This is a genomic window from Kitasatospora sp. MBT63 (assembly GCF_000710465.2).
Taxonomy (GTDB): domain Bacteria; phylum Actinomycetota; class Actinomycetes; order Streptomycetales; family Streptomycetaceae; genus Kitasatospora.
The window spans coordinates 1-17,426 of record NZ_JAIZ01000023.1; the positions used below are offsets into that span (position 1 = coordinate 1).

Genomic DNA, 17,426 nt, shown 5'->3' on the forward strand with positions numbered 1-17,426 from the left:
CCGGACCACGACGACACCCTGGTCCGGGTGGCCGACCTGCTGGCGAGCGCGGAGTCGGAGGAGCACCCGCTGGACGTGGTGTGCCGGGGCATCAAGGAGGTGCTCCGGATGTACGCCTCCACCCCGGCCGTCTCGGTCGCGCGCTACCAGTTGATCCGGCAGGTGCCGGCGCTGCGGGAGCGGGAGATCGCGGTGGTGGCCCGGTACGAGCGGCTGTTCACCCGGTACCTGCTCGGGCGCTTCGACGCGGCGGAGGAGACCCCGCCGAGCTGGCAGCGCGGCGGGGACGACGACTCGATGCTGGCCGAGGTGTCGGCGGCGGCGGTGGTCGCGGCCCACAACCACGTGCTGCGGCGGTGGCTGCGGGCGGGCGGGCACGGGGACGTGGAGTCCCAGCTGGACCACTCCTTCGACGTGATCCGCGGGACCTTCTGGCCGACCCCGCCGAGCGGTGCCAGGCGCCGCGGCACCCCGGTGGCACCGGGTGCCACAGGTGACCCACTGTCACCGGTCGAGGCGGCTGCGGTGAGCGCACTCAGTGCCAGCCCGGGCGGTGAGGTGCTCATCACAGTGGCCCGGACCGACGCCCCGCTGGACGTGGTGGTGGACTCGATCAGGGCGGCACTGACCGGCTCGCAGGCTGGCTAACGCAGGCCATCCGCACAGGTCACAGCAGATTCGAAGGCCCGTCCCGGTTTTCCGGGGCGGGCCTTCCCCATGCCGCCGGAGCGCCGGTCGAACTGTTATCGGGTTTCACCCGAACTGATGACACCCGGTGTCTTTACGAGTGGCACAGGGTGCCACTACTTTGTTACCCATCGGTCGCGGCGCCGCGGCTCCCCACCTCGGCGCGCCGTGTCCGCCGTCCCCGCACCGTTGGGGCCGGACCAGCACCACCACGGCGACCCACCCACCCGTCGCACCCGCAGTACCACCCACAGACCCTCAGCGAAGCCGGTGTCCGCTCCCGGCTCCCCCAGACGCCCTGTGCGCCCTCAACACAGGTACGCCTTCGGAGGCAGCCATGCAGGAAATCCTCGACGCGATCCTCAGCTCCGACAGCACCCCGGCGGACTTCGCCGCGGTCAAGCTCCCGGAGTCCTACCGCGCCGTCACGCTCCACAAGGACGAGGAGCAGATGTTCGCGGGCCTGGACAGCCGCGACAAGGACCCCCGTAAGTCCCTGCACCTCGACGAGGTCGCACTCCCCGAGCTCGGGCCGGGCGAGGCCCTGGTCGCCGTCATGGCGAGCTCGGTGAACTACAACACCGTGTGGAGCTCGATCTTCGAGCCGGTCTCCACCTTCGGTTTCCTGGAGCGCTACGGCCGCCTGTCGCCGCTGACCAAGCGTCACGACCTGCCGTACCACATCCTCGGCTCGGACCTCGCGGGCGTGGTCCTGCGCACCGGCGCCGGCGTCAACGCCTGGAAGCCCGGCGACGAGGTCGTCGCGCACTGCCTCTCGGTCGAGCTGGAGTCCCCGGACGGCCACAACGACACGATGATGGACCCGGAGCAGCGCATCTGGGGCTTCGAGACCAACTTCGGCGGCCTGGCCCAGATAGCCCTGGTGAAGACCAACCAGCTGCTGCCCAAGCCCAAGCACCTCACCTGGGAGGAGGCCGCCTCCCCGGGCCTGGTCAACTCCACCGCCTACCGCCAGCTGGTCTCCCAGAACGGCGCCGGCATGAAGCAGGGCGACAACGTGCTGATCTGGGGCGCCAGCGGCGGCCTCGGCTCGTACGCCACCCAGTACGCCCTGGCCGGCGGCGCCACCCCGATCTGCGTGGTCTCCAACGAGGCGAAGGCCGAGATCTGCCGCGCCATGGGCGCCGAGGCGATCATCGACCGCAGCGCCGAGGGCTACAAGTTCTGGAAGGACGAGCACACCCAGGACCCGCGCGAGTGGAAGCGCCTGGGCTCCAAGATCCGCGAGTTCACCGGCGGCGAGGACGTGGACATCGTCTTCGAGCACCCGGGCCGCGAGACCTTCGGCGCCTCGGTGTACGTCACCCGCAAGGGCGGCACCATCGTCACCTGCGCCTCCACCTCCGGCTTCATGCACCAGTACGACAACCGCTACCTGTGGATGTCGCTGAAGCGCATCGTCGGCTCGCACTTCGCCAACTACCGCGAGGCCTTCGAGGCCAACCGCCTGGTCGCCAAGGGCAAGATCCACCCGACCCTGTCCAAGGTCTACTCCCTCGAGGAGACCGGCCAGGCCGCCCTCGACGTCCACCACAACAAGCACCAGGGCAAGGTCGGCGTGCTCTGCCTCTCCCCCGAGGAAGGCCTGGGCGTGCGCGACACCGAGCTGCGCGCCAAGCACATCGACGCGATCAACCGCTTCCGGAACATCTGATGGCCGACCGCGACCGCCCCTGGCTGATGCGCACGTACGCCGGCCACTCCACCGCGAGCGACTCCAACGCGCTCTACCGGCGGAACCTGGCGAAGGGCCAGACCGGCCTGTCGGTCGCCTTCGACCTGCCCACCCAGACCGGCTACGACTCGGACCACATCCTGGCCCGCGGCGAGGTCGGCCGGGTCGGCGTGCCGGTGGGCCACGTCGGCGACATGCGGACGCTGTTCGAGGGGATCCCGCTCGAACAGACCAACACCTCCATGACGATCAACGCCACCGCGATGTGGCTGCTGGCGCTCTACCAGGTGGTCGCCGAGGAGCAGGGCGCGGACATCGCCAAGCTCACCGGCACCACCCAGAACGACATCGTCAAGGAGTACCTGTCGCGCGGGACGCACGTCTTCCCGCCCGGCCCGTCGGTCCGCCTGATCACCGACATGATCGCCTACACGGTCGCGCACATCCCCAAGTGGAACCCGATCAACATCTGCAGCTACCACCTGCAGGAGGCCGGGGCCACCCCGGTCCAGGAGATCGCGTACTCGATGTGCACGGCGATCGCGGTGCTGGACGCCGTCCGCGACTCCGGCCAGGTGCCGCCGGAGCGGATGGGCGAGGTGGTCGCACGGATCTCCTTCTTCGTGAACGCGGGCGTCCGCTTCATCGAGGAGATGTGCAAGATGCGGGCGTTCGGCCGGCTCTGGGAGAAGGTCACCCGCGAGCGGTACGGCATCCAGGACGCCAAGCAGCGCCGGTTCCGCTACGGCGTCCAGGTCAACTCGCTCGGCCTGACCGAGGCCCAGCCGGAGAACAACGTCCAGCGGATCGTGCTGGAGATGCTCGCCGTCACGCTCTCCAAGGACGCCCGCGCCCGCGCCGTCCAGCTGCCCGCGTGGAACGAGGCGCTCGGCCTGCCCCGCCCCTGGGACCAGCAGTGGTCGCTGCGGATCCAGCAGGTGCTGGCCTACGAGTCCGACCTGCTGGAGTACGGCGACATCTTCAACGGCTCCGAGGTGATCGAGGCCAAGACCGCCGAGCTGCTGGCGGGCGCCGAGGCCGAGATCGCCAAGGTGCTGGAGATGGGCGGGGTGATCCCGGCCGTCGAGTCCGGCTACCTCAAGTCCAACCTGGTCTCCTCGCACGCCGCCCGGCGGGCCCGGATCGAGGCCGGCGAGGACAAGATCATCGGGGTGAACTGCTTCGACACCACCGAGGAGAACCCGCTCACCGCCGACCTCGACACCGCCATCATGGTGGTCGACCCGGCCTCCGAGCAGTCCGTCCTCGCCTCGCTGGCCGCCTGGCGCGAGGGGCGCGACGAGACGGCCGTGCAGACCGCGCTCGCCGAGCTCAAGGCCACCGCCGCCACCACCGACAACCTGATGGCCGCCACGCTGGCCTGCGCCCGCGCCGGGGTCACCACCGGCGAGTGGTCGTTCGCCCTGCGCGAGGTCTTCGGCGAGTACCGCGCCCCCACCGGGGTCGGCGGTGCGCCGGTGGCGGTGGCCGCCGAGCCCGGCGGCGAGCTCGCGGCGGTCCGCGAGGCGGTCGCCGCCACCGCGGCCGAGCTGGGCACCGGCAAGCTGCGCCTGCTGGTCGGCAAGCCCGGCCTGGACGGCCACTCCAACGGCGCCGAGCAGATCGCGGTCCGCGCCCGCGACGCCGGCTTCGAGGTGGTCTACCAGGGCATCCGGCTCACCCCGGAGCAGATCGTCTCCGCGGCGGTCGCCGAGGACGTGCACTGCGTGGGGCTGTCGATCCTCTCCGGGGCGCACCCGGAGCTCGTCCCGGACGTCCTGCACCGGCTGCGCCGGGCGGGGGTGGAGGATGTGCCGGTGATCGTCGGTGGCATCATCCCGGCAGCGGACGCCGAGACTCTCAAGGCCGCCGGTGTCGCCGCGGTCTTCACACCCAAGGACTTCGGCATCACCACCATCATCGGCCGGATCGTGGACGAGATCCGGCTGGCCAACAGGCTTCAGCCCTGGGCCGCCGCCACCGCTGCGACCAGCTGACCCGGGAAGGACCAACCACCCTCATGACCAACGTCAACCGCCTCCGGCCCCGCCGTTCCTGCCTGGCCGTACCCGGCAGCAACCCGCGCTTCCTGGAGAAGGCCCAGGGCCTGCCGGCCGACCAGGTCTTCCTCGACCTCGAGGACGCCTGCGCCCCGCTGGTCAAGGAGAGCGCCCGGCACCACATCGTCGACGCCCTCAACAACGGCGACTGGGGCAAGAAGACCAAGGTCGTCCGCGTCAACGACTGGACCACCCACTGGACGTACCGCGACGTCATCACCGTCGTGGAGGGCGCCGGCCCGAACCTCGACTGCATCATGCTGCCGAAGGTCCAGGACGCCGAGCAGGTGAAGGCGCTCGACCTGCTGCTCACCCAGATCGAGAAGACCATGGGCTTCGAGGTCGGCAAGATCGGCATCGAGGCGCAGATCGAGAACGCCAAGGGCCTGATCAACGTCGACGCGATCGCCACCGCCTCGCCCCGGCTGGAGACGATCATCTTCGGCCCGGCCGACTTCATGGCCTCGATCAACATGAAGTCCCTGGTGGTCGGCGAGCAGCCGCCCGGCTACGACGCCGACGCCTACCACTACATCCTGATGCGCATCCTGATGGCCGCCCGCGCCAACGACCTGCAGGCCATCGACGGCCCGTACCTGCAGATCCGCAACGCCGACGGCTACAAGGCCGTGGCCCGCCGGGCCGCCGCCCTCGGCTTCGACGGCAAGTGGGTGCTGCACCCGGACCAGGTCGGCGCGGCCAACGAGATCTTCTCGCCCTCGCAGGAGGACTACGACCACGCCGAGCTGATCCTGGACGCCTACGACTGGTGCACCTCGGAGGCGGGCGGCGCCAAGGGTTCCGCGATGCTCGGTGACGAGATGATCGACGAGGCCAGCCGCAAGATGGCCCTGGTGATCTCCGGCAAGGGCCGCGCCGCCGGTATGGAGCGCACCTCCAAGTTCGAGCCCCCGCAGGCCTGACCCCCAAGGACACTCCCATGCAGTTCGGACGCACCTACGAAGAGTTCGAGGTCGGCGCGGTCTACAAGCACTGGCCCGGCAAGACGGTCACCGAGTACGACGACCACCTCTTCTGCCTGCTGACCATGAACCACCACCCGCTCCACCTGGACACCAACTACGCGGAGAAGACCACCGACTTCGGCCGCAACGTCGTGGTGGGCAACTACGTCTACTCGCTGCTGCTCGGCATGTCCGTCCCGGACGTCTCCGGCAAGGCGATCGCCAACCTGGAGATCGAGTCGCTGCGCCACGTGGCGCCGACCTTCCACGGCGACACCATCTACGGCGAGACCGAGGTCCTCGACAAGTGGCCGTCCAAGTCCAAGGACGACCGCGGCATCGTCTACGTCGAGACCAAGGGCTACAAGCAGGACGGCACCGTGGTCTGCATCTTCCGCCGCAAGGTGATGGTGCCGACCGAGACCTACATCAAGGAGCGCGGCGGCGAGCAGCCCGGCCGTCCCACGCCCCTGTCCTAGACCCCGGACGGGTAGGCCGCCGTCATCGGCCGATCCCCACCCGGTCCAGGGGGCTCCGCGGAAGTCACGCCCGTGGAGCCCCCACATCTCCCCCCACCCTCATTGCCGTAGATGCAGATTCGGAGCCGCACGATGGGACGCCTCGCACAGACCGACGGCCTGACCGAGATCCAGCGGGACATCCTCGCCACCGTGCGGGACTTTGTCGACAAGGAGATCATTCCGGTCGCCACCGAGCTGGAGCACAAGGACGAGTACCCGACCGCGATCGTCGAGGGGATGAAGCAGCTCGGCCTGTTCGGCCTGACCATCCCGGAGGAGTTCGGCGGCCTGGGCGAGTCCCTGCTGACCTACGCCCTGGTGGTCGAGGAGATCGCCCGCGGCTGGATGTCGGTCTCCGGCATCGTCAACACGCACTTCATCGTCGCCCACATGATCAACGCGCACGGCACCCAGGAGCAGAAGGAGTACTTCCTGCCCAGGATGGCGGCCGGCGAGATCCGCGGCGCCTTCTCGATGTCCGAGCCCGGCCTCGGCTCCGACGTCTCGGCGATCTCCACCAAGGGCGTCAAGGACGGCGAGTTCTACGTCCTGAACGGCCAGAAGATGTGGCTGACCAACGGCGGCACCTCGACCCTGGTCGCGGTCCTGTGCAAGACGGACGAGGGCGGCTCCTCCCCGTACAAGAACATGACCACTTTCCTGATCGAGAAGACGGCCGGCTTCGGGCCGAACGAGACCGTCCCGGGCCTGACCGTGCCCGGCAAGATCGAGAAGATGGGCTACAAGGGCGTCGACACCACCGAGCTGGTGCTCCAGGACGTCCGGATCCCGGCCGACCGGATCCTCGGTGGGGTCCCCGGCAAGGGCTTCTACCAGATGATGGACGGCGTCGAGGTCGGCCGGGTCAACGTGGCCGCCCGCGGCTGCGGGGTCGCCCGGCGCGCCTTCGAGCTCGGCATCCAGTACGCCCAGCAGCGCTCCACCTTCGGCAAGAAGATCGCCGAGCACCAGGCGATCCAGTTCAAGCTCGCCGAGATGGCCACCAAGGTCGAGGCCGCGCACCAGATGATGGTGATGGCCGCCCGCAAGAAGGACAGCGGCGAGCGCAACGACCTGGAGGCCGGCATGGCCAAGTACCTGGCCTCCGAGTACTGCAAGGAGGTCGTCGAGGACTCCTTCCGGATCCACGGCGGCTACGGCTTCTCCAAGGAGTACGAGATCGAGCGGCTCTACCGCGAGGCGCCGATGCTGCTGATCGGTGAAGGTACGGCGGAGATCCAGAAGATGATCGTGGGCCGCCGCCTGCTGGAGGAGTACCGGCTCGCCGACTGAACCTTCCGTCCCGGCGGGGTGCGGGCGTGCGGGCCCGCACCCGGCCTCCGCGCACCGGCGCGGGGCCTGGTCAGCCTCCGCGCCGGTGCGGCGCCGGAAGCGGCCGTAGGGCGCGTCGCTCTCAGTACACGCCCTACGGCCGCTTCTGCACGCCCTTGCAGCCGCGTCGGGCCCGCCGACGGGCCCCCGGTCCACCGCGACCCCCGAAGCCGCTCCAGCCCCGCTCCAGCCGCGATCCGGCGACAGCCCTGCGGAACCCCACCGTGAGACATGGGTCACGCGATTCGCCCCGACCCTTGGGGAACCGGTCCACCCCGAGCTACGGTCGTACACATAGCACGTGCACCTGGGTACCGCACTGGAGAGTTCCACGAGCAGGCGGCTTGCCCACCTACCGTCTGGTCCCGATAGCATCCACCGGGACAGCAGCCGTCCCCATATCACCCGATCCCCGCGGTGGCCCCCGTCCAGCGGCCATGCTCTGTCCCTCGGGGCCCGCGACAAAGGTCTTCGATGCCCATCAGCCCGTCCCCTCACACCTCCGTCCAGGACCGCGATGCCCTCGCCGCCCCGACGGCCGGCCGGCGACCCCGCGTGACCATCGCGCGCGGAGCCACCCCCTGGTTCGTCCCCACCCTGGCCACCGCCGCCGTCACCAGCGCTCTCACCAAGCGCAACGGCAAGTGGGCCTTGGCGGCCGTTCCCGCCTGTGCGCTCGGCGCGGGCATGCTGTGGTTCTTCCGCGACCCCGAGCGTGAGATCGGCACCGGCAGAGTGATCTCGCCGGCCGACGGCGTCGTGCAGTCCATCGACGCGTGGCCGGACGGCCGCACCCGCGTCGCGATCTTCATGAGCCCGCTCAACGTGCACGTCAACCGGGCGCCGCTGCCCGGCACCGTGACGTCCGTGGAGCACGTCGCCGGTGGCTTCGTCCCGGCGTTCAACAAGGACAGCGACCGCAACGAGCGCGTCGTGTGGCACTTCGACACCGAGCTCGGCGACATTGAGATGGTGCAGATCGCGGGGGCCGTGGCCCGCCGCATCGTGCCGTACGTCGACGCCGGCACCAAGGTCGAGCAGGGCGACCGGATCGGTCTGATCCGCTTCGGTTCCCGGGTCGACACCTACCTGCCGGCCGGCATCGAGGCCGGTGTCGAGGTCGGCCAGAAGACCACCGCCGGGGTGACACGCCTTGACCGTGACTGATCCTGAGACTCTCGTCGGCCTGAACGAGGACGAGGAGACCGACCTGCGTCGCCGCCGCTGGGCGCGCGACCGCGAGCTGCGGGCCCCCCGTTCGCCGCAGCACCTGTCCACGGCCGACTTCCTGACCCTGGGGAACGCCGTCTGCGGCTTCCTGGCGATCTACTCGATCACCACCGGGGTCCTGATGCCGCACCTGACCGGCGAGTCCAACACGCCGGACAAGCACAGCGCGGCCACGGCCGTGACGCTGCTGCTGATCGGTGCGATGTGCGACCTGTTCGACGGCCTGGTGGCCCGCAAGCTCCGCTCCTCGGCACTGGGCGCGGAGCTGGACAACCTGGCCGACCTGATCAGCTTCGGTATCGCGCCGGCCTACTTCGTCGCGGTCTGGGGCATCGTCTCGCCCGACAGCAACCAGCAGCTCTCGGCCTTCATCGCGCTCACCGTCCTGCTCTCGGTGGTGCTGCGGCTGGCCCGGTTCTCGGCCGTGAAGATGCGGCCGGGGATCTTCCAGGGCATGCCCTGCCCGATGGGTGCGATGACGGTGATCGCGATCGTCCTGCTGGACCCGCCGTTCGTGCCGGGTCTGCTGATGATCTTCGGTGTGGCCTACCTGATGGTGAGCCGGATCGAGTACCCGAAGCCGCAGGGCCTGCTGGCCACCGCCACGCTGGCCTGGATCGTGGTCAGCATCGGCTGCCTGGCGGCCTGGGCGGCCGGTCTGCCCGGCGGTGACCCGCTGATGCACATCGGTGCGATCGCCCAGATCACGCTGGCCGCGATGGCGCCGCTGCTGGTCATCCGCCGCAAGGTGGGCCAGAAGGTCGGCGACGTGCGCGCCCGCCGCGCCGAGTCGCGGGGCTGCTGATCATCCCGTAGAAGCACCGAAGGGGCCCGGATCCACCAGGATCCGGGCCCCTTCGCCGTGCACGGGGTGCCGTCGCCGGCTACGCGCCGCCGCGGTGGACGCTGAAGGCCGACCTGCGGGCCGCGCGGGCCACCGCCGGGTCCGGGTGCACGCCGGCGACCGCCGTGAGCACCGAGGCCGCCCGCGGGTGCCCCGACTGCCGGGCGCGGTTGAACAGCCGGACCGGCTCGCCCGCCGAGGCGCCCTCGACGTGACCGACCAGCAGCCCGGTCTCGCCGTGGTCGAGCACCGCGGCCGCGGTGTCCACCCAGAGCCAGGCGGCGTCCTCCGCGCCCAGCACGTCGGCCGGCGAGACACCGTCCTCGTCCAGCTGCTCGGCCAGCCACAGCAGCGCGTACGGGCGCAGCACGGACTCCTCGACCGCCCCGCGGACGGCCGCCTCGGCCGTCCGGCCGGCCACCCGGAGCGCCTCGAAGGCCAGGCCGCGCACCAGCGCGTCCTCGCCGCGGGCGGCGTCCAGCAGCTCGGCGACGGCGCGGTCGGCGGGCCGGGCCGCCACCCAGGCGCGGTACTCGGCGCGGGCCGGGCCCGGCGAGTAGTCGGCGCAGGCACTGAGCAGCTCGGGGGCGCTCTGCTCGATGTGCCCGGCGGCGGTCTGCGCGACCGTGCAGATCTCCTCCAGCTTGGCCCGCACCGCCCAGTGCCCGAGCGGGGACAACTCGGCCGCCTCGTCCTGGCGGGTCAGCGCGCCGACGGCGGCGAGGCCGTCCAGCATCCAGTCGAGCACCGCGGCCACGTCGCCGGCCGAGGGCAGGGTGTCGATCTGCGGTTCGCGGCAGGTGCCGCGCACGGCGGAGACGGCGGAGGCCGCGTGCGGGACCGGCGACAGCGGACCGGCGCCGACGGCGACCCCGACCCGGCGCTCGTCGAGGCCGCGCTTGAGCAGCTCGAGCAGCTCGCTGTCGGGAACCGGGCCGTCCACCAGGTGCAGGAAGGAGAGCAGCTGCGGGGCCTGGTCGACGGCCTGGCCCGCCAGCACCGCGAACACGCCGCGCATGGCGGCGGGCGGCACGGGGGCGAGCAGCGTCCAGGCGTCGAACAGCGCGGACCAGCCGCGGACCACCGCCTCGTCGTCGTGCTCCCAGGCGTGCAGCCGCCAGCCGGGTCCGGCGCCGCTGTCGCGGAGCTCGACCAGGCCGATCTGCAGCGCCTGCCCCCAGGCCTTGGCGGCGGCGCCGACGGTCATGGCGAGGGCCAGCCCGGCCGCCCTGGCGTCGTCGGGCAGCAGCTCGCCGCGCTTGTCGACCTCGCCGAGCTCTCCGGCCCAGCGGGCGACCCGGACCGCGTCGGCGAGCATCCGCCGGGCGAGCGGGGCCAGCTCCGCGGGCGCGGGAAAGCCGTCGGGTACGGGTACCCGGCCCCGCCCGGGCTTGGGCTGGGGGGTACGGCGGCGGGCTGCGGCGGGGCTGCCCTGGATTGCGCTGTCGGCTCGGCGGGCCGTGCCTGGCAGACGGGTCACCGTCGCACCGGTACGGATCGTCGGCGGGAGCGGGGCATCACGGTCGCGCGGGTTCCGAGACGTCACGCCGTGCAGTCTTCCCCTTGTACGGGCGTTCTGTCACATCGGCTGCGGCGCGTCTTTGCGGGGGGCGGCCCCTCGGCGGCCCCGGATGCGGGCAAGGGCCCGCAAACCGGGCCGAGGTGACCGCCGTAAGCGCCCCGTACACGACAACAAGCCGAGGTCCGACCGGCCGGGAGTGGCCGGTTTCAGATCAGCGGGGTGAGCCAGCGCCGCAGGTGCTCCAGATAGCGGTCCGGGTCGGCGTTCCACAGCGCGGCGTGCTCGGCGCCCGGCACTCCGTACAGGCTGACCAGCTGTTCCCGGCGGCCGGCGAGCCGTTCGGCAGCCGCCCACGGGGCGATCTCGTCGGAGCGGCTGTGCATCAGCAGGACCGGCACCTGGAGGTCCCGGCCGTCCGCGAGGCGTGCGAAATCGGCCAGGTCGACGCCGGAGCGCCCCTGGGCCGCCAGGGCGCCCAGTTCGGCCACCGCGGCCGGTGCCCCGGAGCGCGCCGCACCCCGCCGCGCGGTGGCCGGCCAGTCCAGCACCGGGGAGTCCAGCACCAGCCCGGCCACCGACCCGCGCCAGTCCGAGCGGACCGCCGTCTGCATCGCGATCGTCGCCCCGAGCGACCAGCCGTACAGCACCACCCGGCCCGCACCGGAGGCCAGCGCCGTGTGGACCGCCGCGTCCACGTCGCGCCACTCCGTCTCGCCGAAGTGCCCGAGCCCGTCCGGCGAGGGCGGCGCGCCCTCGTCACCGCGGTACGTGACGGTCAGCGTCGGCACCCGCAGCGAGCGCAGCAGCGGCAGCACCGGCAGCACCTGGGTGCGGTCGGCTCCCGGGCCGTGCACCAGGACCACCCAGGTCCCGCGGACCGCGGGGACGTACCAGGCGGGCAGCTCGCCGATCTCGGCGTTCACGGAGGAGTCGACGTACTCGATGCCCAGCGCGGTGAGCGGGTCACCGACGTAGACCCGGGGCGTCAGCCGCACCTCGGTGCCGGCGGTGAGGGTGCCGCCGTCGGCCCGCTCCAGGCGCCGGGTGACGGTCTGCACATCGGTGCGCAGGACGTCGCCGACCACCGCGTGACCGCCGTCCCCCCACTCCAGGGCGTACCGGCCGGGCCGGACCGAGGCGGTGGTGCGGGTCAGCGTGACCTGGCCGGGGCCGAGCCCGTGCACCCGCAGCGAGGTGCCCCCGCCGCCGTCGGCGGGCTTCAGCACCCGGTCGGAGACCTTGCGGCCGAGCAGCAGGACCGCGGTCCCGGTCCCGACGACGGCGGCTGCCACGACGGCGGCGGTTTGCCAGCGCATTGTGCTCCCCGGTGTGCTGATCGCGGACCGAAATCGATGCGCTCCCAGTCCACCGTCCGGCCCCGGCCCGGGCCACCGGGCGGGGCCGTTCGAGGGGCCGCGGGCCGGGCCGCCGGGGCGGCGCCCGTCAGATCGGGAGTTCGGTGCGGTGCCGGGACAGCAGTTCCCAGAACCGCGGCGTCGGCAGCTGCCGCGGCTGCTCCTCGGCGGCCGGGGCGGCCGCACCCCAGTGCATCGGCACCTGGTACTCGCCCTGCAGCTCGGCCAGTACCAGCGCCAGCACCTCCTGGTCCACCGGCACCAGGCGGGCCACCGGCTTCAGCTGGCCCTGCCACCGGCCCTGCACCACCTGCCGCAGCCGCTGGTCGAGGTCGTCCTGGTGACCGGTGATCCACACCAGGGTGCGCAGCCCGAGTCCGAGCACCCGGGCCAGCGCCCTGGTCTGCTCCGCGTCACCGGCCCAGCGGCCGGTCAGCTCCGCCTTCGCATAGCTCTGCGGGGTGACCCCGATCTGCCGGGCCGCCTGCTCCTGGCCGAGCTCGCGGGCCACCCGGAAGTCCCGCAGGCTCGCCGGGCGGGCGCCCATCAGCTGCGCCGGCGGACACCACAGGGCACGCGCCAACGCGATGAACTCCTCCTCGGAGGGCCGGACGGCACCGCTCTCCCACCCGATCACATGGGCCGGCAGCAGCCGTACCCCGTGGGCGGCCATGCCCTCGGCCACCTGGTCCGGCGTCAGACCGAGACCGACGCGGTGGGCCCGGGCGGCCGCCGGGGAGAACGGCACCGGGGTGGGGGCGGGCTGTCTTCGTCGCATGGGACCGAAGCTAGGGCCGGGGCCGCCGCCCCCTGTAGCCGCTGAACGCACGAACCCCCGTTGGACAGATCCACAGTGGACTGGTCGAACCGACAACCGTCCGCCCCGCAGGCGCCCGGCTACTCGGAGGTAGAGACGGCTGACGCCGCGGGTGCCCGCTCCGTAGGAGAGGTGCGCGGGAGCGCGGGCCGGCGGCCGCCTCCGGTCGCGGCCGGGGCCAGGGTCACAGCCCGGGCCGCGGGCCCGGTGAGCTGGGGTGATGACGTGTGATCAAGCCCTCCGGCGGTCTTGTTGACTCCCGGACGAAGCGCGTGATGGGATCCTTGCGCCATACGGAGGCAAGCAGAGGAAGCCGGTGCGAGTCCGGCGCGGTCCCGCCACTGTCACCGGTCGGCGCCCCCGCAGCGGCGGGCGGTCGCCAGGCCGGGAGCCAGGAGACTCTCACCACCGTTCGTCGATCCAGGGCGCGGACCCTGAGTGAGGACACCTAGCCATGCAGGCTGCCCAGGACCGAGCCACGCCCGCCACGCCGTGCGCCGACTGACCCCCGCCCTGCCCTGGCTGCTGGGCGCCGTCGCCGGCTACCTGGCCGACGCCCGGTACGGCGACCCCCGGCGCGGGCACCCGGTCGCCCTGTTCGGCTCGGCCGCCGGCCGGCTGGAACGGGCCGTCTGGCGCGACCACCGGGCCGTCGGCGCCGCCTACACCGCCACCTGCGTGGGCACCGTCGCAGCCGGCGCTGTCCTCACCGAACGCACGCTGGGGCGTTCGGCCGCCGGCCGCACCGCGCTGGCCGCCGCCGCCACCTGGACCGTCCTCGGCGGCACCTCCCTCACCCGCGAGGCCCGCACCATCGCCGCCTCCCTCCGGGCAGGCGACCTGACGGCGGCCCGGGAACGGCTGCCGCACCTGTGCGGCCGCGACCCGAGCGCCCTGGACGAGCAGCAACTCGCCCGCGCGGTCGTCGAGTCGGTGGCCGAGAACACCGCCGACGCGGTGGTCAACGCACTCACCTGGGGCGCCCTCGCCGGGACGCCCGGACTGCTCGCCTTCCGGGCCGTCAACACCCTCGACGCCATGGTCGGGCACCGCTCGGCCCGCCACCGGCGCTTCGGCTGGGCCTCCGCCCGGCTGGACGACGTGGCCGGCTGGCCCGGCGCCCGGCTGACCGCGCTGCTGACCGTCGCCGCGGCGCCGCACCCGCGGACCGCCTGGCAGGTCTGGCGACGGGACGGCTCCGCCCACCCCAGCCCCAACGCGGGCCAGGCCGAGTCGGCGTTCGCGGGCGCCCTCGGCGTACGGCTCGGGGGCACGCTGCATTACGGGACGCGGGTCGAGCACCGGCCGGTGCTCGGCGCGGAGCTCCGCCCGGTGGCGGCCGACGACATCGAACGGGCCTGCCTCCTCTCCCGCCGCGTCGGCACCCTGGCCCTGGCCACCACCGTCCTCGCCCGCACCGCCTGGACCCTGACCCGCCGCCACCCCCGGGGCACCCGATGAACCGATCACGCTGGGCACCCCCCAGGGGCGCTACCCCACAGAGCTGGGCACCCCCCAGGGGCGCGGGGAACTGCGCGAAGTCGGAAGGCGCCGCGCCGCACCTCCCGCAGCGCGCAGTTCCCCGCGCCCCTGAAAAGACGCACCCCCGAGACACGCCCGGAGGGCCGGCCGGGGGCCCGATGACGACTGAGGAATGGTGTGGGCGTGGCTAAGGCGCTGCTGGTGGCCGGTACGACGTCGGATGCCGGGAAGAGTGTGGTGACGGCGGGGATCTGCCGGTGGCTGGCCCGGCAGGGGGTGCGGGTGGCTCCGTTCAAGGCGCAGAACATGTCGCTGAACTCGTTCGTGACCGCCGACGGCGCCGAGATCGGCCGGGCCCAGGCGATGCAGGCGGCCGCCGCCCGGGTGGAGCCGGAGGCGGCGATGAACCCGGTGCTGCTCAAGCCCGGGGCCAACGGCCGCAGCCAGGTCGTCCTGCTCGGCCGGGCCGTCGCCGAGGTCGGCGCCCTGGACTACCGCGACCGCAAGCCCGTCCTGCTGGAACGGGCACTGGCGTGCCTGGCGGATCTGCGCAGCCGGTACGAGGTGGTGGTGTGCGAGGGCGCCGGGTCGCCCGCCGAGATCAATCTGCGCGACCGGGACATCGCCAACATGGGGCTGGCCACCGCCGCCGGCCTGCCGACCGTGGTGGTCGGGGACATCGACCGCGGCGGGGTGTTCGCCGCGATGTACGGGACGCTGGCGCTGCTGTCGGCCGAGGACCAGCGGCACGTGGCGGGCTGGTTCGTCAACAAGTTCCGCGGTGACGCGCGGCTGCTGGAGCCCGGGCTGGCGATGCTGCGCGAGCTGACCGGCCGTCCGGTGCTGGGCACGCTGCCGATGCTGTCCGGGCTGTGGCTGGACGCCGAGGACTCGCTGGACCTGACCACCGTGGTGGCGCAGGGCGCGGCGGTCGGGCCGGTCGGGGCGGACGTGCTGCGGGTCGCCGTGCTGCGTTTCCCGCGGCTGTCGAACTTCACCGACCTCGACGCGCTGGCCCAGGAACCGGGGGTGCTGGTGCGCTGGGCGACCCGCCCGGAGGAGCTGGCCGACGCCGATCTGGTGGTGCTGCCCGGTACCCGGTCGACCGTCGCCGACCTGGCGTGGCTGCGCGAGCGCGGGCTGGAGGCCCCGGTCCGGGCCCGGGTCGCGGCCGGGCTGCCGGTGCTCGGGGTGTGCGGCGGGTTCCAGATGCTGACCCGGGAGATCACCGACGAGGTGGAGTCCGGGGCCGGTACGGTCGCCGCGCTCGGGCTGCTGCCCGCCCGGGTGGTGTTCGGCGCGGAGAAGGTGCTGGCCCGGCCGGTCGGCGTGGCGTTCGGGGAGCCGGTCGAGGGGTACGAGATCCACCACGGGGTGGCCGAGGTGGAGGGCGGCGAGGCGTTCGTCACCGACGGGCACGAACGGGCGCTGGACGGCTGCCGGGTGGGCCCGGTCTGGGGCACCACCTGGCACGGGGTGCTGGAGAACGACGGGTTCCGGCGGGCGCTGCTGCGCGAGGTGGCGGCGCTGGCGGGGCGGGCGTTCGTTCCCGCGCCGGACACGTCGTTCGCCGCCGCCCGCGAGGAACGGCTGGACCGGCTGGGGGATCTGATCGAGGAGCATGCCGACACCGACGCGCTGTGGAAGCTGATCGAGAACGGGGTACCCGCCGAGGGCGCACTGCCCTTCGTACCGCCCGGTGCGCCGTGAACCGCGACACCGTGAACCGCGGCACCGTGACAAGTCTGGAGAGTGGCACGAGAGATGAGTGACGTCCGATACCCGTTCACCGCGATCGTCGGCATGGCCGACCTGCGGCTCGGGCTGCTGCTCAACGCCGTCTCCCCGGCGGTCGGCGGGGTGCTGGTGCGCGGCGAGAAGGGCACCGCCAAGTCGACGATGGTGCGGGCCCTGGCCGGGCTGCTGCCGTCGATCGCGACCGTGGACGGCTGCCGGTTCGCCTGCGACCCGGCGGCCGTGGACCCGCAGTGCCCGGACGCTCCGCACGGCCTGCCGGGCACCGCGCTGCGCCCGGCGCACCTGGTGGAGCTGCCGGTCGGCGTCTCGGAGGACCGGATCGTCGGTTCGCTGGACCTGGAGCGGGCACTGGCCGAAGGTGTCAAGGCGTACGAGCCCGGGCTGCTGGCCAAGGCGCACCGCGGGGTGCTGTACATCGACGAGGTGAACCTGCTCCAGGACCACCTGGTGGACCTGCTGCTGGACGCCGCGGCGATGGGCCGCTCGTACGTCGAGCGGGAGGGGGTGTCGGTCCGGCACGCCGCGCGGTTCCTGCTGGTCGGGACGATGAACCCGGAGGAGGGCGAGCTGCGTCCGCAGCTGCTGGACCGGTTCGGGCTGACGGTGGAGATCGCCGCCACCCGGGACGCGGCCGAGCGGGCCGAGGTGGTGCGCCGGCGGCTCGCGTACGACGCCGATCCGGCGGCCTTCGCCGGCCGGTTCGCGGACGAGGAGCGGGAGCTGGCCGGACGGATCTCCGCCGCCCGCGCACTGCTGCCCGAGGTGGAGCTGGGCGACGCGGCGCTGCGTCAGATCACCGCGGTCTGCGCCGCCTTCGAGGTGGACGGCCTGCGGGCGGACATCGTGATGGCGCGCACCGCCGTCGCGCTGGCCGCCTGGGACGGGCGGACCGAGGTGCGGGAGGAGGACGTCCGCAAGGCCGCGCAGCTGGCCCTGCCGCACCGGCGCCGGCGCAACCCGTTCGACGCGCCCGGACTGGACGAGGAGCAGCTGGACCGCACCCTGGCGGACCACGCCGAACAGCCCGAGGAGCCCGAACAGCCCGAGGACCCGCAGGGCCCGGCGCCGGACGGCGGCCCGGACGGTGACGGTGGCGGTGACGGCGATGGTGACGGCCCCGACGGCGGCGGTCCGGACGGCGGCGGGGCGCCCGAGCC

At 72.8% G+C, this 17,426-nt stretch carries 14 protein-coding genes and 1 riboswitch; of the genes, 11 read left to right on the forward strand and 3 right to left on the reverse strand.

Going from position 1 to position 17,426, the window contains the following annotated elements; translation table 11 throughout:
* The 8 genes from AA75_RS01550 to AA75_RS01585 all read left to right on the forward strand — a co-directional run.
* On the forward strand, positions 1–648 hold a 648-nt coding region (locus AA75_RS01550), incomplete at its 5' end, for a hypothetical protein (RefSeq protein ID WP_033817839.1).
* 376 nt (positions 649–1,024) lie between these two features.
* Positions 1,025–2,362, forward strand: a complete 1,338-nt coding sequence (gene ccrA, locus AA75_RS01555; protein ID WP_033817840.1) for a crotonyl-CoA carboxylase/reductase — start codon at positions 1,025–1,027, stop codon at positions 2,360–2,362.
* Positions 2,362–4,380: a protein meaA gene (locus AA75_RS01560; protein ID WP_033817841.1), complete on the forward strand. Its 2,019-nt coding sequence runs from the start codon at positions 2,362–2,364 to the stop codon at positions 4,378–4,380. The genes ccrA and AA75_RS01560 overlap by 1 nt, the downstream gene beginning before the upstream one ends.
* Positions 4,381–4,403: 23 nt before the next feature.
* Positions 4,404–5,366 carry a CoA ester lyase gene (locus AA75_RS01565; RefSeq protein WP_033817842.1) on the forward strand — a complete coding sequence of 321 codons (963 nt, stop codon included), beginning with the start codon at positions 4,404–4,406 and terminating at the stop codon, positions 5,364–5,366.
* Positions 5,367–5,383: 17 nt separating this feature from the next.
* Positions 5,384–5,887, forward strand: a complete 504-nt coding sequence (locus tag AA75_RS01570) for a MaoC family dehydratase (RefSeq protein ID WP_033817843.1) — start codon at positions 5,384–5,386, stop codon at positions 5,885–5,887.
* A gap of 132 nt (positions 5,888–6,019) precedes the next feature.
* A complete protein-coding gene (locus AA75_RS01575) occupies positions 6,020–7,222 on the forward strand; it encodes an acyl-CoA dehydrogenase family protein (RefSeq protein WP_033817844.1) in 1,203 nt (400 codons plus the stop codon).
* A gap of 513 nt (positions 7,223–7,735) precedes the next feature.
* Positions 7,736–8,428 (forward strand): phosphatidylserine decarboxylase, encoded by a 693-nt coding sequence (locus AA75_RS01580; protein WP_033817845.1) that lies wholly within the window; start codon positions 7,736–7,738, stop codon positions 8,426–8,428.
* A 43-nt stretch (positions 8,429–8,471) separates the two neighbouring features.
* Positions 8,472–9,296: a phosphatidylcholine/phosphatidylserine synthase gene (locus AA75_RS01585; protein ID WP_233288876.1), complete on the forward strand. Its 825-nt coding sequence runs from the start codon at positions 8,472–8,474 to the stop codon at positions 9,294–9,296.
* Positions 9,297–9,375: 79 nt separating this feature from the next.
* Here the strand turns inward: AA75_RS01585 and AA75_RS01590 are convergent, their stop codons facing one another.
* From AA75_RS01590 to AA75_RS01600, 3 genes are all read right to left on the reverse strand, one after another.
* Positions 9,376–10,815: a hypothetical protein gene (locus AA75_RS01590; protein WP_233288875.1), complete on the reverse strand. Its 1,440-nt coding sequence runs from the start codon at positions 10,813–10,815 to the stop codon at positions 9,376–9,378.
* 248 nt (positions 10,816–11,063) lie between these two features.
* On the reverse strand, positions 11,064–12,173 hold the full coding sequence (locus AA75_RS01595; RefSeq protein ID WP_033817848.1) for an alpha/beta hydrolase: 1,110 nt from the start codon (positions 12,171–12,173) through the stop codon (positions 11,064–11,066).
* 127 nt (positions 12,174–12,300) lie between these two features.
* Positions 12,301–12,990, reverse strand: a complete 690-nt coding sequence (locus AA75_RS01600; RefSeq protein ID WP_149037885.1) for a helix-turn-helix transcriptional regulator — start codon at positions 12,988–12,990, stop codon at positions 12,301–12,303.
* A gap of 298 nt (positions 12,991–13,288) precedes the next feature.
* Positions 13,289–13,451, forward strand: a riboswitch (cobalamin riboswitch).
* Positions 13,452–13,542: 91 nt separating this feature from the next.
* Here AA75_RS01600 and AA75_RS01605 point away from each other — a divergent pair.
* From AA75_RS01605 to AA75_RS01615, 3 genes are all read left to right on the forward strand, one after another.
* Positions 13,543–14,490: a cobalamin biosynthesis protein gene (locus tag AA75_RS01605; RefSeq protein WP_233288877.1), complete on the forward strand. Its 948-nt coding sequence runs from the start codon at positions 13,543–13,545 to the stop codon at positions 14,488–14,490.
* Positions 14,491–14,694: 204 nt separating this feature from the next.
* Positions 14,695–16,221 (forward strand): cobyric acid synthase, encoded by a 1,527-nt coding sequence (locus tag AA75_RS01610; RefSeq protein WP_033817852.1) that lies wholly within the window; start codon positions 14,695–14,697, stop codon positions 16,219–16,221.
* Between the two features lie 54 nt (positions 16,222–16,275).
* Positions 16,276–17,426: ATP-binding protein (locus AA75_RS01615; protein WP_033817849.1), on the forward strand; the 1,151-nt coding region annotated here is incomplete at its 3' end.